Genomic DNA, 20976 nt, shown 5'->3' with positions numbered 1-20976 from the left:
TGCAGAAATCGTCTAGAGCAAATGGAGCTCAGGATACTAGAACGAACTGTAGATCTTCCTAGAGGAGATTCTCCTCAAAGACAGATTCAAATGGCAGGTTTTTCTGGATCTATGGAGTTTGCATTAATCGATGTAACTCTCCAGTCAAGGTCTGCTATGGATGCTTTAAAGACGGTGAAAAGCGCTGCTGTTAACGACTTCACAAAAAGCATTCCAAAGGGTGGTGCTAAAATTCTCCGAGGCATCTGCAGCTTAATGCTTCCTGATATGTCTGACGTGTCCGGAGCTGAATGTCCAAAAGAACACTTTAAAAGATTCTCGGCTAGCGCGCTATTGAAGTATGACAATCTTGTACATATCAAGGACCCTCATTCTTTCGGAGCAAGAGCTGGGGAGTTCGTTGGTGAAATGATTTCTTTTGGAGGTGTTGGAAAGGTCATAAGAGTCGCAGAAGGCATTAGCGTACTGGGCATGGCTTGTGAAGGCGGCGTAGTAGGCCTCGTTATGGCAGAAGCTCATGACACCAATAAAGCAGCTGGGGTGGCCTTTGGTTTTGGTTTTGGTGGTGCAGCAGGTTCGATACCGAAAGCATTTAGAGCTTTAAAATCTATGAGCACTGTTAGTCCACTACAGGACAGGGCACTGTCCACGGTAGCCTTTAGGCATGAAGTGGGTAGGCAGTTGATAGAGAACCGCATACTACGATGTAGTTTTGTTAGTGATAAGACTGCGTTAAATCTTGCTAAAAGAAAACTCACATATATAAAACCCTTCGATATACCATACGTAAACAAGGGCCCAGAGCTTGAGTGGTGGAAAGTTGCTAGCCCTAAAATAGATGCTCTTAAGCGAGTAGTTTCCGATAAGAAAGAACTATACAAAGTTGTTAGAAAAGAGTTTTCAGGTGATAACCTCTCAGAGTTACAAATACGTAGGGTTTTAGATTATTCTGGATTCAAGACTTTTGAGAATCCAAAGCTCTTTCCCACTGAATATGTAGCGGAATTTGCAGATAAAAATGGCGGTATAATATTTAGAAAGCCTGGAACAAGTAATCCACAAAACCTCCTGATCAGAATCTGCCCTGGTCTACGCAAAGAGAATCCAGTGACTGCGATTATTGAGGGGAAGCAAATGAATGGAATACTGAGACAACAAACTCATTATGTGGTTCAGTGTAAGAATAATAAATTCTTAACCACAGATGGTAAATGGATAACAAAACCAGATGAAACAACCCATATTCAATTAACTGAGTATCAATTTAGGGGATGGGAATAATGATACCTGAAGAGATAGAAAATGAAGCAAGAGATCTTAGGGAAGATAAAAGCATATATCCTCTATTTCTTGTAGACGAGTTTAGAAAGGCGAGAGAAGAAACACGCACAGAAAAAGAAACAGGAAAAAGCATTCCTTACAACCCAACTAAAATCACCGATTTTTTACAGCTCATTCGCACTACATGGGTCATCTCCAATGCAGAATACCAAGAGCGCTTCTGGGTAAGGCAAGAGCCTCCTATGATGGGAGATAACTATATGGAAACGCTTTCGACCTTTTTCCCACATGCCCGTGCTGTTTTAGATACCAGTGACTATACGATTGAAATGACAGCTAAGCAACGAGAAGTGCTACAGAGACTATACACGATGGTAGATGATTTTGATGGAGATCCGACTGTACCAGACGACCCAGGATACGGTCTAAATGACTCTGCAATTATTGCTGATCCAAAATGGCATAAGATACAAGCATACGCCAAGCTCGTCTATGAGGAGATCACAGGAGACGACCTCGATGCATGGGAAAAGTCTCGCCCCCCAAGAGAAAAACGTCCAGAGATAAAGCAAAGAGACGCTACACCAGAAGAGATTCATGCAGAAGAAAAAAAGATCTACCCAAGTTTCCTTATTGAGCAATTCAAAAGACGCCAGCATATCCCTGAGACGAGTCTTGAGCACTGCCTGATCAACGTGTATTTAGAAATCTGGACGATATCCAAACAAGAGTATCAAGAGCGCTTTTGGGTGAGGAAAGAGTTTCCCCTATACGACGAGGAAAACTGCATGAAAACGTGCTCTAGGTATCTATGTGATGTAATAACAGTCATACATGGTGCTGAAGATAACAAGCTTGATGTGACAAATAAGCAATGCAAGGTGCTCAAGAAGCTCTCTAAAATGATCGAAGACTTCAAAAAGGATCCTAATAGACCCAATAACCCAGGGTATGGTATTAACGACGGTGAGATTATTGCTTACAAAAAATGGAAAGAAATCCAGTGGTATGCCAAGTCTGTCTATGAAGAACTCACAGGAGAGAAAGCTTAGCTCTATAGTAAGCGCCATAATCGATCTATAAGAGCCTATCTTGTTTAAGGCAGCGTCATCCTATGGCTATATAAAAATAAAGCGCTTATATTTAGCGTGATATTTGCTAATCAAACAGTTTTCAAGTTTTATGCAAGCTATGACCTTGCCCCGAAAAAGTGGACGGATATGATATAGACTTTTCAAGAAAATGAGGAGTTTAAAAGAATGAAGAAATTTGACGAAGAATTCAAAGCCAATGCAGTTTGTTTAGTCAGAGAAGAAAGGATGAAAATCAAAGACGTGGCACATGATTTAGGAATTGGTAAATCAACGCTTAGCTACTGGTTAGGACTCAATCGAAAGGGAGAGCTTATCAAAACGGCAAGTCAAAAAAAAGAAGATGAAGATATGAGAAAACTCAGAAAAGAGAATCGCATCTTAAAAGAGGAAAGAGACATCCTAAAAAAAGCCATGGGCATCTTCTCATCAATGTCAAAAGCAGATACAGTCCCAATATGGGAATTCTTTGATATGTGGTTGTAAATCTTTGACTAGATAACCGCTATCGATTAAGCTCTTATGGCATCTTGATCAAACTAGTAGCATGAGCCGATGCAGAAGTTAACACATCTTAGACCACCGCAGGACCTCCCTCCTCCATCAAGTCCATCAGTAAGCTCCATAAGCTCCATCTCTAGTGACAAATCATGCGGTTATAGCTCTGCATCTAGTTCTCCAGAAAACTCTCCTCCAGCAAGAGATTTGCCCTTAAGGCTACCAAAGGCTAAATACCAAGAGTTGTTTAGTTCTGTAGATCCCTGGTATCCGAGCCCTCAACAGAGGATATCTGCCAATACACGGAACATCCAACGCCTGCATAGAGAAGTTAATAGGAAGATTCAAGTCTTGAAAGATGGTTAGGAAACAATCCCAGCTCTAGTAATAGTGACCGGGCTGCTGCAGAAAACATTATTAAAGATCTTTATAATGCTTTAGGGAGGTGAAGGAGTGGAAGAGATCACAGAAAAAAAATGCATAGAACTAACGAAGAAAAGATTTCCAAAGTTCCTTCCATATTGGTCGTCCTATATTAGAGATTTCGGTCCAGATTTGGGTATTACTATTCAGATGATACCATTAGAAGAATACACAGTAGACACAATAAAAGCTCATAGTGAGCGAGAGATTAAAGAAATTTTCGACTTTGTAGAATTTTTGCTAACCAAAGGAAATCAATCTGTCCAAACTGCGATAACAACTTCATACTTAGAATCTTTAATGATTTTAGACCCAGATGAAATTAAGTTTAGATGGTTCGTTAAATTTCTAGGACCACATACTCTTGAATATTGTAGAGCCTGGGATAAATTTACCGGAGTTAGAACGGACGGTCTTTGGGATGAAGAGGTTATTTAACCAGGTAAAAGCAAAAAAAGTTAAGAATCTCTAGAGTGGGTCTCATACTTTCGCTATAAGAGCCTATCTTCTGCTTCCTGGTATGATCTTATGGCTATATAAAAATAAAGCGCTTATATTTAGCGTGATATTTGCTAATCAAACCCAAAAAGGTAAAACATGGACATATTTGTAAAAGGACTAGCAGAAAGCGTGACTTCGTCTCAGCTCAAAGAACTCTTCAGCATGTACGGCAAGGTGTTATCATCTAGAATCATCGTAGATCATGAAACGCAAGTATCTCGAGGCTTTGGGTTCGTTAAGATGCCGATAGAGCCTGAAGCAAAACTCGCTATGAGAAGAATTAGCGGCTCAGAGCTTGAGGGAAATATTCTCACAGCTAAGGTTGAGAACCCTGGAAACTTTAATAGTCCTAGAGATTCTATTTTGCCAAGGAGCTTCAAGCCTCCAAAGGAACTATCCTCTAGAGTAGCTTTCAAAGATTATAATTAGAGAGTAAATAGCAATAGCTGGCTGCTGTTTTCTGGGCATTCGTGAAGGAATAAGTCTTTTTGATCCGGAAGGGTCAAGGACTCCTGAAGTTTCTGAAGCATTTCATTATCAGTTAGCATACTAGAGGCTCAGTTCTCCTTGGGTTCTTCGTCTTTACTTTCCTCAAAGTGAAATACCTTCTTAGGAACCAAAGGAAGTGCAATCTCACAGGTCAAATTTTGTAATAATATAGGTCGGCAATTATTGAGGCTGTTTAGAACCAAAGAGACTCAAAAAATCGTCAACGCTCAAGCCAAATATGATCCATACTTTAAACCGCCTCCGTGGAGAGGATTCAGCAACCCTCATTTATCAAGGAAAAAGCGACCAATTTAAAGGCATCACTATTGCCAATTTTTATGACTATCTCGGTTGAGGCCCAACTTTCTCAATTAGAAATTATAGAGGGATAATCCCCCTTTACACATAGCTGCAAAAACACTAAGATCTCAATTGAGAACAGTTGGGGTCTTTTTTATGATTATTGTACTTATGGGTGTTTCAGGCTGCGGAAAATCTGTGATCGGGCAGGCGCTTTCTAAGGCGCTTGATATCCCTTTCTATGATGCCGATGACTTCCACTCCGAAGATAATAAAAGGAAGATGAAAGAAGGGACTCCCCTCACAGATCGTGACCGGAAGCCTTGGCTCAAAACTCTCGCTGATTTCATGAGTACCCACGGAGAAATGATCCTCGCCTGCTCGGCGCTCAAACATTCTTATCGCCGCATCCTTTGTTTTTCCCCAGAAGTCCGATTCGTCTACCTCAAGGGAACCTACCCTCTTATCCGCACGCGCCTTGAAGAGCGCAAGGGGCACTTCTTTAACCCAGATCTTCTAGACTCGCAATTCGCCACGCTAGAAGAACCACGCAATGCGATCACAGTTGATATTACGCCACCCATTGCCGACATTGTTAAAGCGATAAAGGAAGCTATTCTCTAGGGCGTGTCCCTAGGTATTTTTCATAAATATAAAATTCAAACTTGCATTGAGTTTAGGGATAATAGTAAGATGCGCACATGCGCTTTTTACTAAGTAAACTTAATTTCTTGGAGGCAACAGGTGAGTTTGTATTCCTCATCTGGAATGTCACCGTGGCTACATTCAAGCGTCCCCCAAATTGGGCCCTTATTCGTGAACAGCTCTATAACATCGGAGTCCTCTCTCTTCCTGTTGTTGCGATGACGGGGTTCTCAACAGGGCTTGTTTTAGCTGCCCAATCCTTTTTTCAGCTTAGTGATAAAGGCCTTGCTGGTGCAACAGGGCTCATGGTTGGAAAAGCAATGATTACTGAGCTTGGTCCAGTCCTTACTGCCTTTATGGTGACTGGGCGCGTCGGTGCAGCGATGTGCGCCGAGCTAGGAACAATGCGTGTTACAGAACAGGTCGATGCTCTCGAAACCATGGCTGTTGATCCTAATCGCTACCTTGTTGCTCCCCGCTTTATTTCTGGAATGGTGATGATGCCACTCCTTACCGTTTTTAGTATTTTTATGGGGATTTTTGGCGGATATTTGATTTCAGTATTTTACTTCAAAATGCCTCCAACGACGTATTTCGATCCCATGCCGATCTATATCACCAACTTTGATCTCCTGATCGGTATCGTAAAGGCTTTTGTATTCGGAGTTTTAATTGTAACAATCTCCTGCTTCAAAGGACTCAAAACTTCTGGAGGGGCTGAAGGAGTCGGTCGCTCTACAACGAATAGCGTGGTTGTCTGCTACACTTTTATACTGTTTACCAATTTCCTCATTACTCTAGGTCTCAATATGCTTCAAAATGCGACAGGGTGGTTCTCATGATAGACATTCATGATCTATGGAAAGCCTTTGAAGGAAATGAGGTTTTGAAGGGACTTACCTTAACGGTTAAAAAAGGAGAAACACTTGTTATTTTAGGACGCTCAGGAGTAGGAAAGAGCGTCCTGTTAAAGCATATCATTGGAATCTCTCATGCTGACAAGGGTTATATCGAAGTCGATGGCATACGCGTCTCTGATCTGCGAGGAGAAAAGCGATATAAAGCAAGTCTTAAAATGGGAATGCTCTTTCAAGGAGCAGCACTCTTTGACTCAATGAATATCGAGGACAATACTGCTTTTTTTCTGCGCCAACACGGAGACATTGAAACGGGAGAAAGGTATTCAAAGAGTGAAATCAGAGATCGTGTTGACGAAGCACTTCGAATGGTTGATTTGGAAGGCACACAAAAGAAAATGCCTTCAGATCTCTCGGGTGGAATGCGTAAGCGCGCTGGTCTTGCCCGCTTAATTGTTTACCGTCCAGAATATTTGTTGTATGATGAGCCGACGACGGGACTCGATCCCATTACGGCGATGCAGATCAACGAGCTCATTGTCAAGACTCAAGAAGAACTAAAGGCAACAAGCATTGTGGTCACTCATGATATTGTCTCCTCCCTTTTTGTTGGAGACCGATTAGCACTTCACAAAGATGGAAAAATCGCGTATATCGATGAACCTGACGCATTTTTAAATATTGATGACCCAATTATAGAATTTTTACGGAAAACCATATCAGAGGATCCGAGGACATTTAGGAGAAAATGAGATGATTGATTATATGAAGAACATGCTCATTGGGCTTTTTGTGGTGGTAGCCTGCGCACTTGTTGTGGGTATCATCCTCTTTCTTGAGCCTAGTGTCGGTGATGGGAAAGAAACTCTCGTCGCTCGGTTCTCTAATGTCAATGGTTTGTCTCTCGGAACCCGCGTAATGTTTGCCGGAAAACCTGTGGGAGAGGTGGTTGCAATCCAACAAATTCCGCATGCTCGCGAGCAACCCACCGATGAACTTGGGCAGGTCTACTTCTACCAACTCATTCTTCATCTCGATTCAAGCGTCCATGTTTACAATACAGATGAAATCACCGTTCAAACCTCTGGTCTTCTAGGGGAAAAGTCGATTGCTATCATTCCTCGCACTCCCCCAAAGGGCGTCAAACCCACACTTATGACCTCAAAGACTCCTATTTATGCCGAATCAGTAGATCCTCTTGAAAGTGCATTTAATGAATTAGCTCAACTCTCTGATAAAGTCGAGGAAACTCTCGATAAAGTGATTGCTTGGATTGATCAGAATGGGCATGAACTTGGCGGCGCTATCCGAGCCTTTGATGATGCAATGACCGAAGCAACAATCACCCTTACCCGCATCAACCAAACTCACCTGATCGATGAGGTTAAACTCGGTGTTCAAAACTTTGCGGTTGCCATGCGCGATATCCACTCCGCTATGGATGATCTTAATAGCGAGGATGCCTTCAGAAATCTTGCCGTTACCCTTCGCAATACAAAAAAAGCTAGCTACTCCTTCGATCACGTGATGAATTCTATTGCCAGCGGAAAGGGAACCCTCGGTAAACTCTTTATGGATGAAGACACTTACCTTCGTGTTACAGCTATCCTTAGCAAGCTCGATACCACTATGAACGATGTCAACCATTACGGATTCCTCTTCAACCTCAATAAAGAGTGGCAAAGAACGCGCCTCAAACAGGCGACGATCCTTAATGCTCTCAATACTCCACAAAGCTTCCGTAATTACTTCAATAAGGAAGTCGATCTCATCAATACCTCAATGTCTCGGCTCTCTATGCTTGTCGAACGGGCTGAAAATAGTCCTGATAGTCAGCAAATCTTTGATACCAAAGCATTCCAAAGAGACTTTGCAGAACTTATGCGCCAATCACAAGCTCTTTATGACAACCTAAGACTCTATAACGAACAACTCCAGAGCGCTGAAGAACTGGTACAATAATAGACTCCTCTGCTATGGATAAGTTATGAAGAACATACCTTACTCAGAGCTTAAGAAGGGAACCTTTCTCATTGCCAGCCCAGATATTGAAAGCGGGATCTTTTACCGCAGCGTTGTCCTTTTGTGTGATCATAGCGCTGTAGGATCCTTTGGTCTCATCATCAATAAACCCCTAGACATTGAAGTAGAGGATGACTTCCTTGGAATCGGCAATGGAGAAGACCCTATTGAAATGCGTGCTGGCGGCCCCAACCAACCCAATCAGATCATGCTCCTTCAAAACCAAGGATATGAAGATGAGACAAGCCTTCAAGTGAGCGCTGGGATCTATTTAAATGGAGATATGGAAATGCTCCAGGAGGAGGAAAGAGAGCCTCCTCTTACTCTCGTTTGTTTTGGCTATGGAGGATGGGCCTCAGGTGTCCTGGAGCGTGAGTTCCTCAATGGTGCTTGGTACCTATGCCCTGCCAAAAGCAAGCATCTCTTTCAGACACCTCCTGAAACCCTTTGGCAAACCCTCCTTCGAGAGATGGGAGGGAAATACAAAACCCTTTCCCTCATGCCAGAAGATCTCGATCTAAACTAACCTTCAGAACCTTATTGATTAAATTATTTATGATAATTCATAATTAATATTTGTTTTTAAGATTTTGAAATAGATTTGCGCTGTAAAGAGGCTGAAGTGCTTTGATAATCTTATCATGATCCTTAGCAACGGCCTGAGCAATGATGCTAAGGCTACTTGCCATCCGGCTAAATCTCTGATAATCCACAAGGCGCTCACGGACGGTAAGAGCCGGGCCGCAGAGAATCCAATAGAGCTGGTCTTGTTCTTTTTGAGACCACTGATCCTCTTTTCCAAGGAGCTTCACGAGAGTGAAGAACGTCGCACTCGCCGTAGAGCCCACATCCACTCCATCCTTACATGAAAAAGTGAAGGTATCGGGTCTTGCAAGCTCAAGGATTTTCAGAGTAAAAAATTGATAGAAAATTTCGATAAAATCTAGACGTTCTTTTCTCTCGAGTTTCACCTTTTTTTTAAAGAAATGGGTGTGAATGACTGGAAGGATCTTTTTCACAAAGTCATTGAGCTCTTTTTTAGGGAGGTATTTTGAGAAAAAGAAGCCACACTCCTCACCACTTTTGACCTGCTCCTCTAATAACTTTAGAAAATTTTTAGCAATATCAACTTTGAGATAATCTTCGGCTTGAAAGTAGAAATCACTCTTTTTCGGAAAGGTGACAAGAATCAGTTGCTCCGAGAACTCGGCTTGATTTTGAAGCTTTTCTAAGGCCTGGCATCTAGCATGCTCTTCCCATGACGTGCGATCTTGAAGATTGATGTGCAGGTGCCTTTCAAGCCCCTTCTTTGTTTCAAAGTGGCGCAGAAACCCTTTAAACTCATCGATCACTTCTGCTTTATTAATATGGGCATGGAGGGTAGGGCAAGGCATTTTGAGACACTTTGAATCAAAGTCACTATTCGAAAAAGTATAGAGGTAATAAGGAAGATTCCCTTGACCGATGGGATCGAACCCTTCTTTTTCATTCCTTTCTTGGAAGATATCAAGTGTTTTAAAAAGAGGGCCACTGGGATATTTTTTAAGCATCTCGGTGATACTGTCATGAAGATCATAAATTTCACTCAAAAAGGCGTTGGTATCAATCTTCTCCTTTCTAATAGGAAGCTCTCCACCATTGGAGCGCCTAAGCAAATCATTCATAAAATCGAGCATCTCTTGTTTCTTTCCACTATGGCAAAAGAAAGCGAAGGAAAAAGCATGAACAAGATTAACAAGCGCGCGGGAAAGCTGATCTGTCTCTTCAACAGAATGATTAATCAGACGGAGGCAATCAGGTGAAACAAGAATCTCTCGTAAAAATTTATGGAAGTCCTTCAGGTAGCGTGTGCAAACCTTCCCCATGGTATTTTCATTCAAGTTTTGAGGGTTGCAAGCAAGCATGAGAGACATGGTTATTTTGATCATATCTCCAACAATTTGGATTTCTTTATGGTGAAAGGCATCGGCATAAAAATCACCAAGCTCATTTTTTGCAATGTCTCGGATTTCTTCCGCAACGACTTGAGCTTCATGATCGAGAAGAATATTGATATGAAGAAGAGGATCCTCCCCTTCAAATCCCATGATCACCTCATCGAAGTCACTCACAAGCTTAATGTGTCGCAAGAGGTTCCGGTTGAAGAATGGTTTCCCATCATCCTTGCGGATATAGAAGAGCTCATACTCCTTATCCCTTTTAACCATCTCTAAGTCTTTGAGACCCTGTCGCTCAATGTCAATCTTCTCGTCTTCAGATGCCCATTCTTCCTGCCAAGCGGCTTCTGTTGCTAGAACCTCTTCAAAACGCTTTAGGATCTTTTTGCTATAGAAACTGTGGAGATCTTTATACTCCTTGATCTCGGAGACTTTTCCCTCTTTATAGGTATGTTTAAAAAGAGAGGTACACTTATCTAGCTTATCAGCAGCTTCATCAGCCAAAACCATGATCGCTTTAATTCCCCGCTGCATATCGCGGTCTTTAAGCTGCTCTTTGCCTCTAGAGTAAACATGTTCAAGATATTTGTGGACTGTTTTGAAAGTCCCTTTGACAGTCGAGAGAGTTTCTTCCTTCTCTGTTTCTTCTAACTCTTTGAGTTTATGGAGGTTTTTCTTAACACCGACAGCCTCACCCTCTTTCTCCACAGCTACATCGAGTTCAGCCATTCCAGAGAGATTGTCAACCGCATCCATGATGGACATCTCTTGATTTTTCTTCGCCTTCTTCTTCGCCACAAACCCCTCCTGCAGTCCCTATAACTTTATTATGAGGCGTCAGAAAGATTATTATCAATCTCCACTTCCCGCTGTGTTACATTAAAAAAACCGGGAACGATTTTATCATCTTTATCAAGAAGTTCGAGCTTAACGGTATGTTTTCCTGGGCTTAAACCATAAAGTAGGTAAGGAGTATATTTTATCAGTGTTGAAATCACCTCTTTATCAACTGTGAGGCGTACTTTGTATCCATCCTGGCTTAACTCACAGTTAGAGAGGAGGAAGTCGAGAAGAATAGGGTCTTCACTCCCAGAAGGGTATCTCCCTTGTGGCTCATTATAAGTCAGGTAGGGCTTTTGGAGATCTATATTAAGGTCATCATTTTTCTTGCGATCTTGAAAATAAAAAATCTCGGCAGAAAAGGGTCTCTTCCCTTTTAGACTCTCTCCATAAGAACGTGCAGGAAATACCCGCAAAACATGCATCCCAGGCTTGAGTGTGAATGGAATATGAAAACTCACAATTTTATCATAGAACTCTCGATTTTCATCGAAAGAATCTTCAAACGACTGGTTATAAATCAGATAAGGCTCATTATCAACAATGACATGAATTGCTTGCCCTTCAGGATCATCGTAGATCTCCTTGGACCGATTATTCTGCGTGACCACCCCCAAAGGAAATCCCTCTACCCTAAGCTGGACATTCACAGGGGTTTTCCGTTTGTTCTCATAGGGGCGGGGAAATACAATCTTTGTAACTACCGTATTGGACTCTGGAGTTGGAGAAACAGGAACAACTCTTACTTCCTCAACGCTGTATAACGCTGCTGCAAAAAAAATAAAAAATCCTAAAAGCCTTTTCATGATCACCTCTATTCCTCTTCTTACCTTTTTGCTTTTTTAAAGAAAACCAGGGTGATGAAAAAGGCAAGAACCGCTGCGACAGCAGCCACAAGATTCGTTGCAGAAAAAGCAACTGTAGAAGCTTTGATCAAAGCCTCTTTCACATAAGCAAAGGTCTCAGAATCAAGGTTTCCTGCTGCTTCTCTCGAAAGAGGTAAGCTATTTAGGAGCCCCTCATAAAGATCAGGGTTTAAAGAAGCCGTATCAGAATGCTTTTTTAAGGAGGCTGTAAACAAATCATCTTGAACATTGACCTGAACCGCTCCTAGAACAGCGACCCCAATTGTTGCCCCTGTGAAGCGAAGCGTATTATACATCCCCGTAGCGACCCCTGTTTTCGTTTTTGGAACAGAGCTAAGAGTTACGGCACTCGCTGGAGTCATTACAAAAGAAATCCCTGCTCCAAAGGCAAAAAGTGCAGGAAAGAGGAGGGAAATGTTTTGATACGATAGGAAGTAAGCAAACCATATCAGACTAAGAAAAAGAAGCGTAAAACCCATGAGCAATGGAAGGCGCGCTCCCCTACGGTCCGCAAGGTTCCCCCCGATCGGAGCAAACAGCATCAAAGGAATGGTCGCAATTGCCGTGATAAGCCCTGCAATCATAGGAGAGTCCATGACAATCTTCTGAAAGTAGATCGGCCAAAACAGGGTGATCATCAGGATGAACTGAGAACAAAGCATTAAAATACAACCCCCTAAAAAGGTGCAGTTTTTGAAGAGGTTAAATTGAAAAAATGGGTGCTTTGCAAAACGCTCCAACCCCCAAACGGCTAAGAGAAAACATATAGCGAGAAGAAAGAGAAAAACTACCTGCCAAGAGCCCCACCCCCAAACCTTTCCTTGCATCAGAGCCAGCGTTAAACAAGAGATGGAAAGGGAAAGAGAGATAAATCCCAGAAAATCAAAGCTCTCCTTTATCGGTTCAGATTTCGGAACAGCTTTTATAACCATCAAAATGCCATAAAGAGCAATGGGGGGATTGATCAAAAATGCCCATCTCCAGGAAAGATATTGGGTAAAAGCGCCACCAATAAAAGGACCTAAAGAAAGGAACAGAGAGCCAATCCCTACCATAATCCCAATGGCCCGCCCCCGTTTTTTTTCAGGAAACGAATGAATAAGAATAGACATTCCAGCTGGAGACATCAATGCGCCCCCTGTCCCTTGAATGGCTCGGCTCATAACCAGCCACCATCCCGTTTCTGCCATTGCCCCCATCACCGATGAAATCGAGTAGATAGCAACACCAATACAGAACATGCGCCTATGGCCAAAAAGATCCCCTAAGCGCCCCCCAGCAATCACAAAAACTGCCGTTGCTAAAAGATAAGCGTTGATAATCCATTGCAAGCCACTCATGGAAACTAAAAGTTCCCTCTGGATGGTTGGCAATGCCACAGGAAGGAGCGTAGCATTCAGGAAGATAAGAGAGGTGGAGCTCGTCATCGCAAGGAGAATAAGGCGTTTTCTTTTCTTTTCAGAAATAGTCTTCATCTAATACTATGCCTTATGTCTCGAACCTATAACTTTTAATATACGGTAATGAAGCGATTATTCATAATTTTTTTGAGTGCTTTTTTGTTTTTTGCAGCAGAACGTTTGTGCCACAAAGCAACCGATGGCTTTGCAATGGTCAACGTATATGCACCACGCGGAGAGAATCAAAAGTGGCATCGCGAAGGAGAAATTCCCAAGAACCTTCTTAAACAAACCTTCACCTATTTTGATTCAGGAAGTCAGTCCTACGTTTTCCTATCTGAAGATGGAACCGCGGTTCTTAAACTTTTCAAATTCCAACATATGAGAACCCCTCCCCTGCTAAACTTTCTACCCGACGTGGGAGCTTTAGGAAAAAAAAGAGAGAAGAAGCGAGCTTCTTTGGAAAAGACCTTTGATAGCCTGTGTTTAGCCTATGACGAGATGAAAGAAGAGACGGGGCTCATCACCCTCCATTTAGCAAAAACCTCGAATCTTAAGCAAAGCATTACAATCATTGATAAAATTGGAAAAAAACACCTTATTGATCTTGACCAAGTAGAATTCCTCCTTCAGAAAAAAGGGATCCTGGCTTATGCCGCAATAGATCGCTGGATGGCACAGGAAAATCAAGAGGCTGCAGAAAGTGCAATCCGCTCACTCTTGCGCCTTGCAGAGGGCCGCTGCCAAAAAGGAATCTTCGACAAGGATCCAGATTTTAGCACCAATTTTGGATATATCAATACCACTCCTTTTCAAATAGATTTTGGAAGACTTTCCCTATCCGAGCAAGAAAAAAAACGAGAAGTTTATGGACCAGAAATGATCCGCATTACCCGCGCATTTGAATCTTGGATCGCAGAAAATCATCCCATTTTGTTAGACTCATTTGTTAAGGAGTTAAATGAAATCGTTTGTCAATAAATGCCTAATAGGACTTTTGGCCGTTGCTGCAGTTGCAGGAATAGAGCGCCTTTCTCATGCCTTGACAGACGGTTTTAGCTGCGCCAATATTACCTCCTCGCTCCCTTACAACCCAAAGTGGGACATCACCTTTGAACCCGAAGACCTTTTAGAATTAGAAACAGCCCTTGATCAGCCCTTCTCCTACTTAGAAAGTGGCTCGCAAAGCTACGTCTTCATCAGCGAGGACAACAACTACGTTCTCAAGTTTTTTAAGCACAAAAGATGGCGGATGAATCCCCTCTATGAAAAGCTCCCTCTTCCGAAAAAATTTGCTGAAAAACGGGACCGCTGGAAACGCAAGAAGAAGAAGACTGTCGCATCAACCTTTGGAAGCTGCAAAATTGCCTATACAATTTTCAAAAATGAGACAGGGGTCATCTTTGTCCACCTCAATAAAAACACCCCCTTTGATCATACAGTTATTTTGAAAGACCGGATGGGCCTTAAACACCATATCCAGCTTGAAGATGTCGAGTTTGTGGTTCAAAAAAAGGCTATCCCAACAGCAGAATATCTCCTATCCTTAAAAAAGGAGGGGAGAACCCAAGAGGCTCAGGAGGCTTTAAAAGAACTCCTTGCTTTTACAGAGATGCGCGCCAAAAAAGGATTTAGCGATAAAGATCCTCATTTAATCCGGAATTTTGGCTTTATCAATGGGAAAGCCGTTGAGCTCGATATCGGAGGATTTCATCGAGATCCAAAGAAAAATCTTGAATACTTCTACAACCACGAACTCAAAAAAATTCATTATAAACTCCTCCCCTGGCTCCAGGAAAACTACCCTGAGCTCGTCCCTGTTGCCCATGAAGAGCTTCAGAGCTCTAAGGCGTCTGTTAAGATAAACTAATATTTTGTCTTTTACAAATTCTTAATACTTGGTATGATCTCCCCAATTTTATTATAAATTTGAGAGATGTTAGAATGACTGAGAGCAATCTACAGGTTCATGGACAGAACCTACTTTATTACGGCGGAGCGACCATTCTTGGTACAGCAGCCGCTGTTCTTACCGCAAAAGCCTCTTGGCACGTTGGCAAGGGCGTTTACTCTGTATCAAGTTGGGGACTATCACACTCTTGGAATGCCACAAAGTGGATTGCCAGAAATGGATGGAATACAACAAAAGCAACACCTGGAGCTGCCTGGGAAGCAACTAAGTGGACTGCTGGAACTGCATGGAGTGCCACAAAATGGACAGCTTCAACAGGGTTTTCAATTGCAAAGTATGTTCTTGTTAACATTCCTACAGCAATCAAGTGGACTGCGCTCACTGCGTGGGGCGCCGCTAAATGGTCTGCGAATACTGCTTGGTCTTGCACAAAGTGGGCATTTAGCTGTATCCGCCACCCAATCGATTCGATTCAGAACGCTTTCGACAATACCCTTGCCCTATACAACAGAGCATGGAACTTAGGTCCACGCGTAATTAATAAGACCGCAGAGCTCTACAAGACTTACGTATTACCTGCTATCAACGACTTCGTTGATTTCATGGTTGAAAGTGCTCAAAGCCTTTATCAATTTGGTTCTAAGCACGTAAAAATCATGGCACACGACCTAAATGAAGCCTTCCCGATTACTGGGCGCATTGCAACAAGGGTACAAGGATACGCTTTAACAGCCTTTGGATTTGTTTCAAGCAAAGCAACAACTATTGCAAAAAAAGTTCTCCCTTATAACCCCGTCCCATGGCTCTTTGAAAAAGCACCATCCATGCAGACGCCAACATACGTTGCAATGGGAGCTGCCGCTTCATCTCTAGCAGCTGACATGGTTTCTTCTAATATTGGTGCTGCAAGTCACCTTATCACCGGACATTTGGACAAGGCTGAATATCAAGAAAACGTTTGTTTTGAGAATATGTGTCATCGTTTCAAGCTAGATTTGTTTATTATGACGATTGGAACCATCATGCTAGCTCCGCGCATAGCAAACTACTTCTCAAAACATACCGTCACACAAATGCAAGCTACTGGATGGGGGTTAACCTTCCTAGCTATGAAAACAATTTCAAATTTTGACTACGAGGAGGTACAACAATATGGCAACTCCAGGAATTTTTAGTAATACGTCACAAAACGCAAAGCTATTCGCAACATTTGTGATGGGTAGTGCAGCGCTTATCGCAGGAAAGAAAGCCTATAACATGGCTGCTCACTGCAGAAGTGGAATCATGAGCGCAAGAAAGTGGGCAGACAACACCCTTATCGAGGGTGTCCATTTCATATTAAAAGACGGTGGAGTCGCAGGACCTACATCTGCTGGTATCCTTGCTGGAACAGCAATTGGCCTGACTTATAAGTATAGCGCAATTGCAGCAAGCCATCAGTTTCCTATTAAGTCGCCCGGACATCAGGTTGGAAACCGCTCAATTGTTATGGCAACCAGTGTGTTTGCATTGACTCTTCTTGCGGTGCGCTACTCGAGTAGTAAGTTTAGCTCGCATCAGATGTCATTGGCAGGAGCAATCTCCTATGCAAGTATCGCAACCATCGCGTCACTCTTTACAGTTGCTATCACTTCTGATGCTGACCATAGCTTATGTAGAGCAGACAGATTTAGCGACTACCCTGCAAAGCTTTGGGACTGCTTTGATTCAGGAGTGGAAGAGGATCATTACGTAGGCAATGTTATGCATATGTATAAGGGTCATTACGTAAACGGTTCTAAGCATGTGCGTACAGACATATTTACGTGGAATGAGAGTGCAAAAATGGGAATCTATGCTGGTCTAGCCTCTGGAGTCGTAAGTGCGGTTGCCTACCTAGGCGTGAAGAGTATTTTCGCCTTTGGAGACACATTCCCGATGGTTAAGGGAAGCGTACCGACTGCAATCCTTGGAGCTCCAACGTACATGCTGGCAAAAGGTGAGCTTAGCAAAGAAAAATACCGTTTGAGAGAGAAGAAGCAAGAGCTCTACTCAGTGGCTATTGCAACAATTCTTGGAGCTGTGCTAACTCCGAAACTTTCTTCCTATATGCTGAAGAAGAAAGTGGGATACCTAGCTTCTGCCGGTTACTCACTGGCTCCAATTGTAGCAATGTTTCTCATGAAGCATGGAAGCGGTTCTTCAATGGAAGAAGAGCAGCAATAGTAATTAGTAAGCTTTTTTCTTTGAACACAATGTGTACAATGCCTTATTATCCACTTGATGATAAGGCATTTTTTTATTCCTATTTTACTTTTGTTTGCAGCGGCTTCTTGCCAGAAGAAGGAGCATGGTGGAGAGCGCCAGGCGATAGCGATTAATTTTAGCTATAGCCCCTTTACTGCTGACCCTAGAAAAGGCACGGATCCTGTCACCACAACACTTAATTTCATGCTTTATGAGGGACTCACCCACCTAGAAGCAGATGGAACGGTATCGTATGCCTTAGCAGAACAGGTTAAAATCTCAAGAGACAAGCGAAGCTACCTCTTTTTCTTAAGGCCTGCGATGTGGTCAGATGGATCTCCCCTTACAGCTTACCACTTTGAGTCCGCATGGAAGGCAGCACTGAGTCCTGATTTCACTTCAAAATCTGCACATCTTCTTTTTCCCATAAAAAATGCAGAGCGGGCAAAAAATGGGGAGTGCTCTCTTGATAAGGTAGGAATAGAGGCCCTTGATGAAAGAACGCTTCTTGTGCGCCTTGGACGCCCCACGCCATATTTCTTGGAACTCACCTCTTTTTGTACCTATTTTCCAGTCCCCTTTCATGGTGATGAAGTCCCACACCCTAATCAAACCGGAGAAGTCCTTTCCTGCGGGCCATTTCAAGTTATATCCTGGAAAAATGACGATGAAATTGTTGCAGTTAAGAACCCCTACTACTGGAATGCTGACAAGGTCCACTTAGAAAAAATCACGGTCTCAATGATAAGCGATGAAAGAACAACGCTTAACCTTTTTGAAAAAGGAAAGCTTGATGTTGTTGGCGGCCTGACCTCAACCCTTCCCCTTGATGCAGTTGCGAGCCTTAAAAAGAGTGATTTAATCAGGCAGAAGCCAATTGCAGGAACAACTCTTTGCACCTTTAATGTAAACCGATTCCCCTTCAATAACGTTCATATTCGAAAGGCTTTCGCCTTAGCAATTAATCGGGAAAAAATCACAAAAAATCTTTTTCAGATGTATGACGATGTTGCCTCGGGTCCCGTTCCTCATGTTCTTAAAGAAACCGTAACCACTTTCTTTTTAGATCATCAAAAGGCTCTTGCTCAGCATCATTTTCACAAAGGGCTTGAAGAGCTTGGAATCACAAAGCAAGAGTTTCCCAAAGTCACTTACTATTACTTCACATCTGAGCTCCACAGAAATTTAGCCATTACCCTTCAAAACTATTGGAAGTCAGTCCTCGGAATAGATATTAATGTTCAAGCCTTAGAATTTAAATCCCACCTTACAAAACTCTATAACCACGATTTTTCAATTGCCCAAATGTCATGGGTTGGACAGTACCACGATCCCATGTCCTTTCTTGAACGCTTTAACGGAAAAGAGGCCTTTCGAAACTACAGCGGCTGGAAAAATCCCTACTATTCTGAACTTCTTTCAGCCTCTTACTACGCAAGCAAAGAGGGAAGAGTCACGCTTCTTGAAGAGGCCGAATCCCTGCTTATGGATGAAATGCCCATCATTCCCCTTTACCATTTCCATGTTGTCTATGTAAAGAGTCCCCGCCTTCATGGTCTCTCCATCTCCCCAATGGGAGATATGCAGTTTCACAAAGCCTTTGTCTCCTTAGATTAATATTTCCCTGATCTTTTCTTAACGATTTGCAAATAATTCTGCATTGATTTATAGAATTTGTTTTTCAATTCACATGGTGGGTAAATGAAAATCGACTTTTTTAAAATCAAAGCGGCAGCGCCGCTTAAGCACTCTCACCCAGGATTCGACACATTTGTCGTTTCTATGGAAAAATTGGTCAGAGAAACCATTCCAGAATCAGTGATTGCAATTCATGAAACTTCCAACTTTATTCCTATAGATTCGAATTTTGAGAAGTTGAATGAAGCGCTTCCTATTGTTGCCCTTTCGGAAGAGGTCGATGCTCCTTGTACTCTTTCTCTAACGGTACTTACTAGGAGAGAGAATACCCATGGGGTCGGTCCTTTTTTGTGCGATATGATCACTCAAAAGCTATTTCCTGAAAAAAAAATGCCGATTTCTTTTCTTCGGTCCCTTAGCTTTAAGTTCATTGTCAAGCCCAAGCAAAGGTATTATATCATTGAGATTTTTATTGAGGTAGAAAGCCTCAAGGAACTCTATGCCATCAAAAAGAATTTCCGTCATTTTGAGGAGGAGATTAGACTGTCTATTCTAGGCGTTGAAAAAGCTCGGAAATTGGTTCTTGCAAAAGGACTTTCTGTTGAAGAAAAGCGCATGGTCCTCTCAGAAAACCTCGAGTCCTTGATTCGAAAACCTATCAATAAAGCCCTATTTAGTGATGTGCAAAACCTCCTTCTAAAAGCACTGCATGAACACGACCCAGATAAGATTCCCGATCACATTCTTCCCTATATCGATACAAAACCTGAAACCTTCGACCAGTTTATTTTTAAGGAGATGGAAAAGCTCTCGATTCTATTCCATGAAGAATTTACTGCTCATCGCTTACTATCCCATCTAACTAAAACGATTTCTTATCTGTACCTGTTCCAAAAAATTTTGGCCTATACGACACATACAAAACCCAATGAGCGCCACCTAAGTCTCAAGCTTCTCTCAACAACTCTCCAGAATGTTCCCACTCTCGCTCTCCTGGTTGGGGTGAATTTTATTGATCCACATGAAGTCTTAGAAGTTCAGGATATTCTTGATAGGGTCTCATCTCTCGTTCCGACAGTTGAACTTGTGCCTAGCAGTAATGTGATTAATGAGGAGGAAGTTGAAGGCATTCGGCTTCTCTATCTCGAGTTCCAGAAGAGAGGAGGAAAACCATTTACCGGTGAGGATTTAAGACTTCTGAAAAAGCGTCTTCCAAAGGAGATCAAAAGTGGAATCCAAATCCCTAAGGTTCTTACCTCCTCTGTTGATGAAGAAAAGATGCGAAGCATTCTCTCCCTCTCTAAAGAACTTTCCTCGGTGCATGATCCCTCAGAAGTCATTATCCAATATCACGATGCGACGGAAACACATTATCATTTTTCTGTCATCCTTGCTCGCGCGCGAAAAAACAATGAAGATGAGCTTAAACTTACCTCCTGCCCACCTATTACGATTCGAAAACAGGAGCGCAAGGTTGCTGGAATCTTGGGTAAGCGCTATATCAAAGAAATCTATCTTTATGAAATGAAGATTTTGAAAGGGTCTCGAGACATTGCAAAAGCACGCACAGACGTATTTTCATTCATCAAGTCTCACGTTTACTACCTCCATGATTACAATGGAGGAATGGTCAATAGAAAATACGAAAATTTAAGAGCTTTTAAAGAGCTTCTGGAAGAGCCTCTTCATGATAGCTTGATTGAAAACTACTTCTATTCTATCTCTCCTCCCTACTTGCAAAGCCTTACCTCTCCACAAGTATTAAAAAATCATTTTGAGCTCTTTTTAGTGGCTTTAGATAAAGATTTCTTGGTGGAGCAGACACATATCCTGAAAAAAGACACTGAAAATTATACTCTAATTGCCATTGCATCGGTAAATGAGCTTGAAATTGATCAGATTAGAGAGAGAATTCCTCTTGGGGGAAATGCGATTGCTTTGACATCTCTTAAGGTCTTTGATCTTCACCTACTTGGTCTTATTCTTCCTAAATCAGAAACGTACACAGCAGAAATCCTAGACGATTTAGCGCTCTTTGTGTAATGCCATT

General features: G+C 42.3%; 20 protein-coding genes. 17 read left to right on the top strand and 3 right to left on the bottom strand.

The window, feature by feature from the left end:
- Window positions 1-21 precede the first annotated feature (21 nt).
- From R2I63_RS10150 to R2I63_RS10100, 11 genes are all read left to right on the top strand, one after another.
- On the top strand, window positions 22-1281 hold the full coding sequence (locus R2I63_RS10150) for a hypothetical protein (RefSeq protein ID WP_316357476.1): 1260 nt from the start codon (window positions 22-24) through the stop codon (window positions 1279-1281).
- Complete coding sequence (locus R2I63_RS10145) at window positions 1272-2333, top strand: hypothetical protein (protein ID WP_316357474.1); 1062 nt, start codon at window positions 1272-1274, stop codon at window positions 2331-2333. The genes R2I63_RS10150 and R2I63_RS10145 overlap by 10 nt, the downstream gene beginning before the upstream one ends.
- A gap of 207 nt (window positions 2334-2540) precedes the next feature.
- Window positions 2541-2858, top strand: coding sequence for a transposase (locus R2I63_RS10140; RefSeq protein WP_316357472.1), 318 nt, complete (start codon window positions 2541-2543; stop codon window positions 2856-2858).
- A 69-nt stretch (window positions 2859-2927) separates the two neighbouring features.
- The gene (locus R2I63_RS10135; protein ID WP_316357469.1) at window positions 2928-3236 is read left to right on the top strand and encodes a hypothetical protein; all 309 of its coding nucleotides are present in this window, start codon (window positions 2928-2930) and stop codon (window positions 3234-3236) included.
- 87 nt (window positions 3237-3323) lie between these two features.
- Window positions 3324-3731, top strand: a complete 408-nt coding sequence (locus tag R2I63_RS10130) for a DUF7674 family protein (protein ID WP_316357467.1) — start codon at window positions 3324-3326, stop codon at window positions 3729-3731.
- A 159-nt stretch (window positions 3732-3890) separates the two neighbouring features.
- Window positions 3891-4223 carry an RNA recognition motif domain-containing protein gene (locus tag R2I63_RS10125; RefSeq protein WP_316357465.1) on the top strand — a complete coding sequence of 111 codons (333 nt, stop codon included), beginning with the start codon at window positions 3891-3893 and terminating at the stop codon, window positions 4221-4223.
- Between the two features lie 516 nt (window positions 4224-4739).
- On the top strand, window positions 4740-5207 hold the full coding sequence (locus R2I63_RS10120; protein ID WP_316357463.1) for a gluconokinase: 468 nt from the start codon (window positions 4740-4742) through the stop codon (window positions 5205-5207).
- A 77-nt stretch (window positions 5208-5284) separates the two neighbouring features.
- A complete protein-coding gene (locus R2I63_RS10115) occupies window positions 5285-6070 on the top strand; it encodes an MlaE family ABC transporter permease (protein ID WP_316357461.1) in 786 nt (261 codons plus the stop codon).
- Entirely contained in the window at window positions 6067-6837 is a 771-nt protein-coding gene (locus R2I63_RS10110) for an ABC transporter ATP-binding protein (protein ID WP_316357459.1), read from the top strand. The genes R2I63_RS10115 and R2I63_RS10110 overlap by 4 nt, the downstream gene beginning before the upstream one ends.
- 1 nt (window position 6838) lies before the next feature.
- Window positions 6839-8047: an MlaD family protein gene (locus R2I63_RS10105; RefSeq protein WP_316357457.1), complete on the top strand. Its 1209-nt coding sequence runs from the start codon at window positions 6839-6841 to the stop codon at window positions 8045-8047.
- Between the two features lie 25 nt (window positions 8048-8072).
- Window positions 8073-8633: a YqgE/AlgH family protein gene (locus R2I63_RS10100; protein ID WP_316357455.1), complete on the top strand. Its 561-nt coding sequence runs from the start codon at window positions 8073-8075 to the stop codon at window positions 8631-8633.
- Between the two features lie 43 nt (window positions 8634-8676).
- On the opposite strand, the gene R2I63_RS10095 is transcribed toward R2I63_RS10100, so the two are convergent.
- From R2I63_RS10095 to R2I63_RS10085, 3 genes are read right to left on the bottom strand one after another with little or no spacing between them, the layout of a single operon-like run.
- Complete coding sequence (locus tag R2I63_RS10095) at window positions 8677-10842, bottom strand: hypothetical protein (RefSeq protein WP_316357454.1); 2166 nt, start codon at window positions 10840-10842, stop codon at window positions 8677-8679.
- A 29-nt stretch (window positions 10843-10871) separates the two neighbouring features.
- Window positions 10872-11690, bottom strand: coding sequence for a hypothetical protein (locus R2I63_RS10090; protein ID WP_316357451.1), 819 nt, complete (start codon window positions 11688-11690; stop codon window positions 10872-10874).
- Between the two features lie 20 nt (window positions 11691-11710).
- Window positions 11711-13225, bottom strand: a complete 1515-nt coding sequence (locus R2I63_RS10085; RefSeq protein ID WP_316357449.1) for an MFS transporter — start codon at window positions 13223-13225, stop codon at window positions 11711-11713.
- A gap of 105 nt (window positions 13226-13330) precedes the next feature.
- Here R2I63_RS10085 and R2I63_RS10080 point away from each other — a divergent pair, with 105 nt between their 5' ends.
- From R2I63_RS10080 to R2I63_RS10055, 6 genes are all read left to right on the top strand, one after another.
- Entirely contained in the window at window positions 13331-14131 is an 801-nt protein-coding gene (locus R2I63_RS10080) for a hypothetical protein (RefSeq protein WP_316357447.1), read from the top strand.
- Window positions 14112-15020 carry a hypothetical protein gene (locus R2I63_RS10075; RefSeq protein WP_316357445.1) on the top strand — a complete coding sequence of 303 codons (909 nt, stop codon included), beginning with the start codon at window positions 14112-14114 and terminating at the stop codon, window positions 15018-15020. The genes R2I63_RS10080 and R2I63_RS10075 overlap by 20 nt, the downstream gene beginning before the upstream one ends.
- 74 nt (window positions 15021-15094) lie before the next feature.
- Window positions 15095-16237 (top strand): hypothetical protein, encoded by a 1143-nt coding sequence (locus R2I63_RS10070; protein WP_316357443.1) that lies wholly within the window; start codon window positions 15095-15097, stop codon window positions 16235-16237.
- Window positions 16215-17267, top strand: coding sequence for a hypothetical protein (locus R2I63_RS10065; protein WP_316357441.1), 1053 nt, complete (start codon window positions 16215-16217; stop codon window positions 17265-17267). The genes R2I63_RS10070 and R2I63_RS10065 overlap by 23 nt, the downstream gene beginning before the upstream one ends.
- A gap of 57 nt (window positions 17268-17324) precedes the next feature.
- Window positions 17325-18905, top strand: coding sequence for a peptide ABC transporter substrate-binding protein (locus R2I63_RS10060; protein WP_316357440.1), 1581 nt, complete (start codon window positions 17325-17327; stop codon window positions 18903-18905).
- A gap of 84 nt (window positions 18906-18989) precedes the next feature.
- Complete coding sequence (locus R2I63_RS10055) at window positions 18990-20969, top strand: hypothetical protein (protein WP_316357438.1); 1980 nt, start codon at window positions 18990-18992, stop codon at window positions 20967-20969.
- Window positions 20970-20976: the final 7 nt, after the last annotated feature.

It is taken from the genome of Candidatus Neptunochlamydia sp. REUL1 (assembly GCF_963457595.1).
Lineage (GTDB): Bacteria > Chlamydiota > Chlamydiia > Chlamydiales > Simkaniaceae > Neptunichlamydia.
The sequence above is the reverse complement of the archived record's forward strand: the minus strand, read 5'-3'. Positions and strand labels throughout refer to the sequence as shown.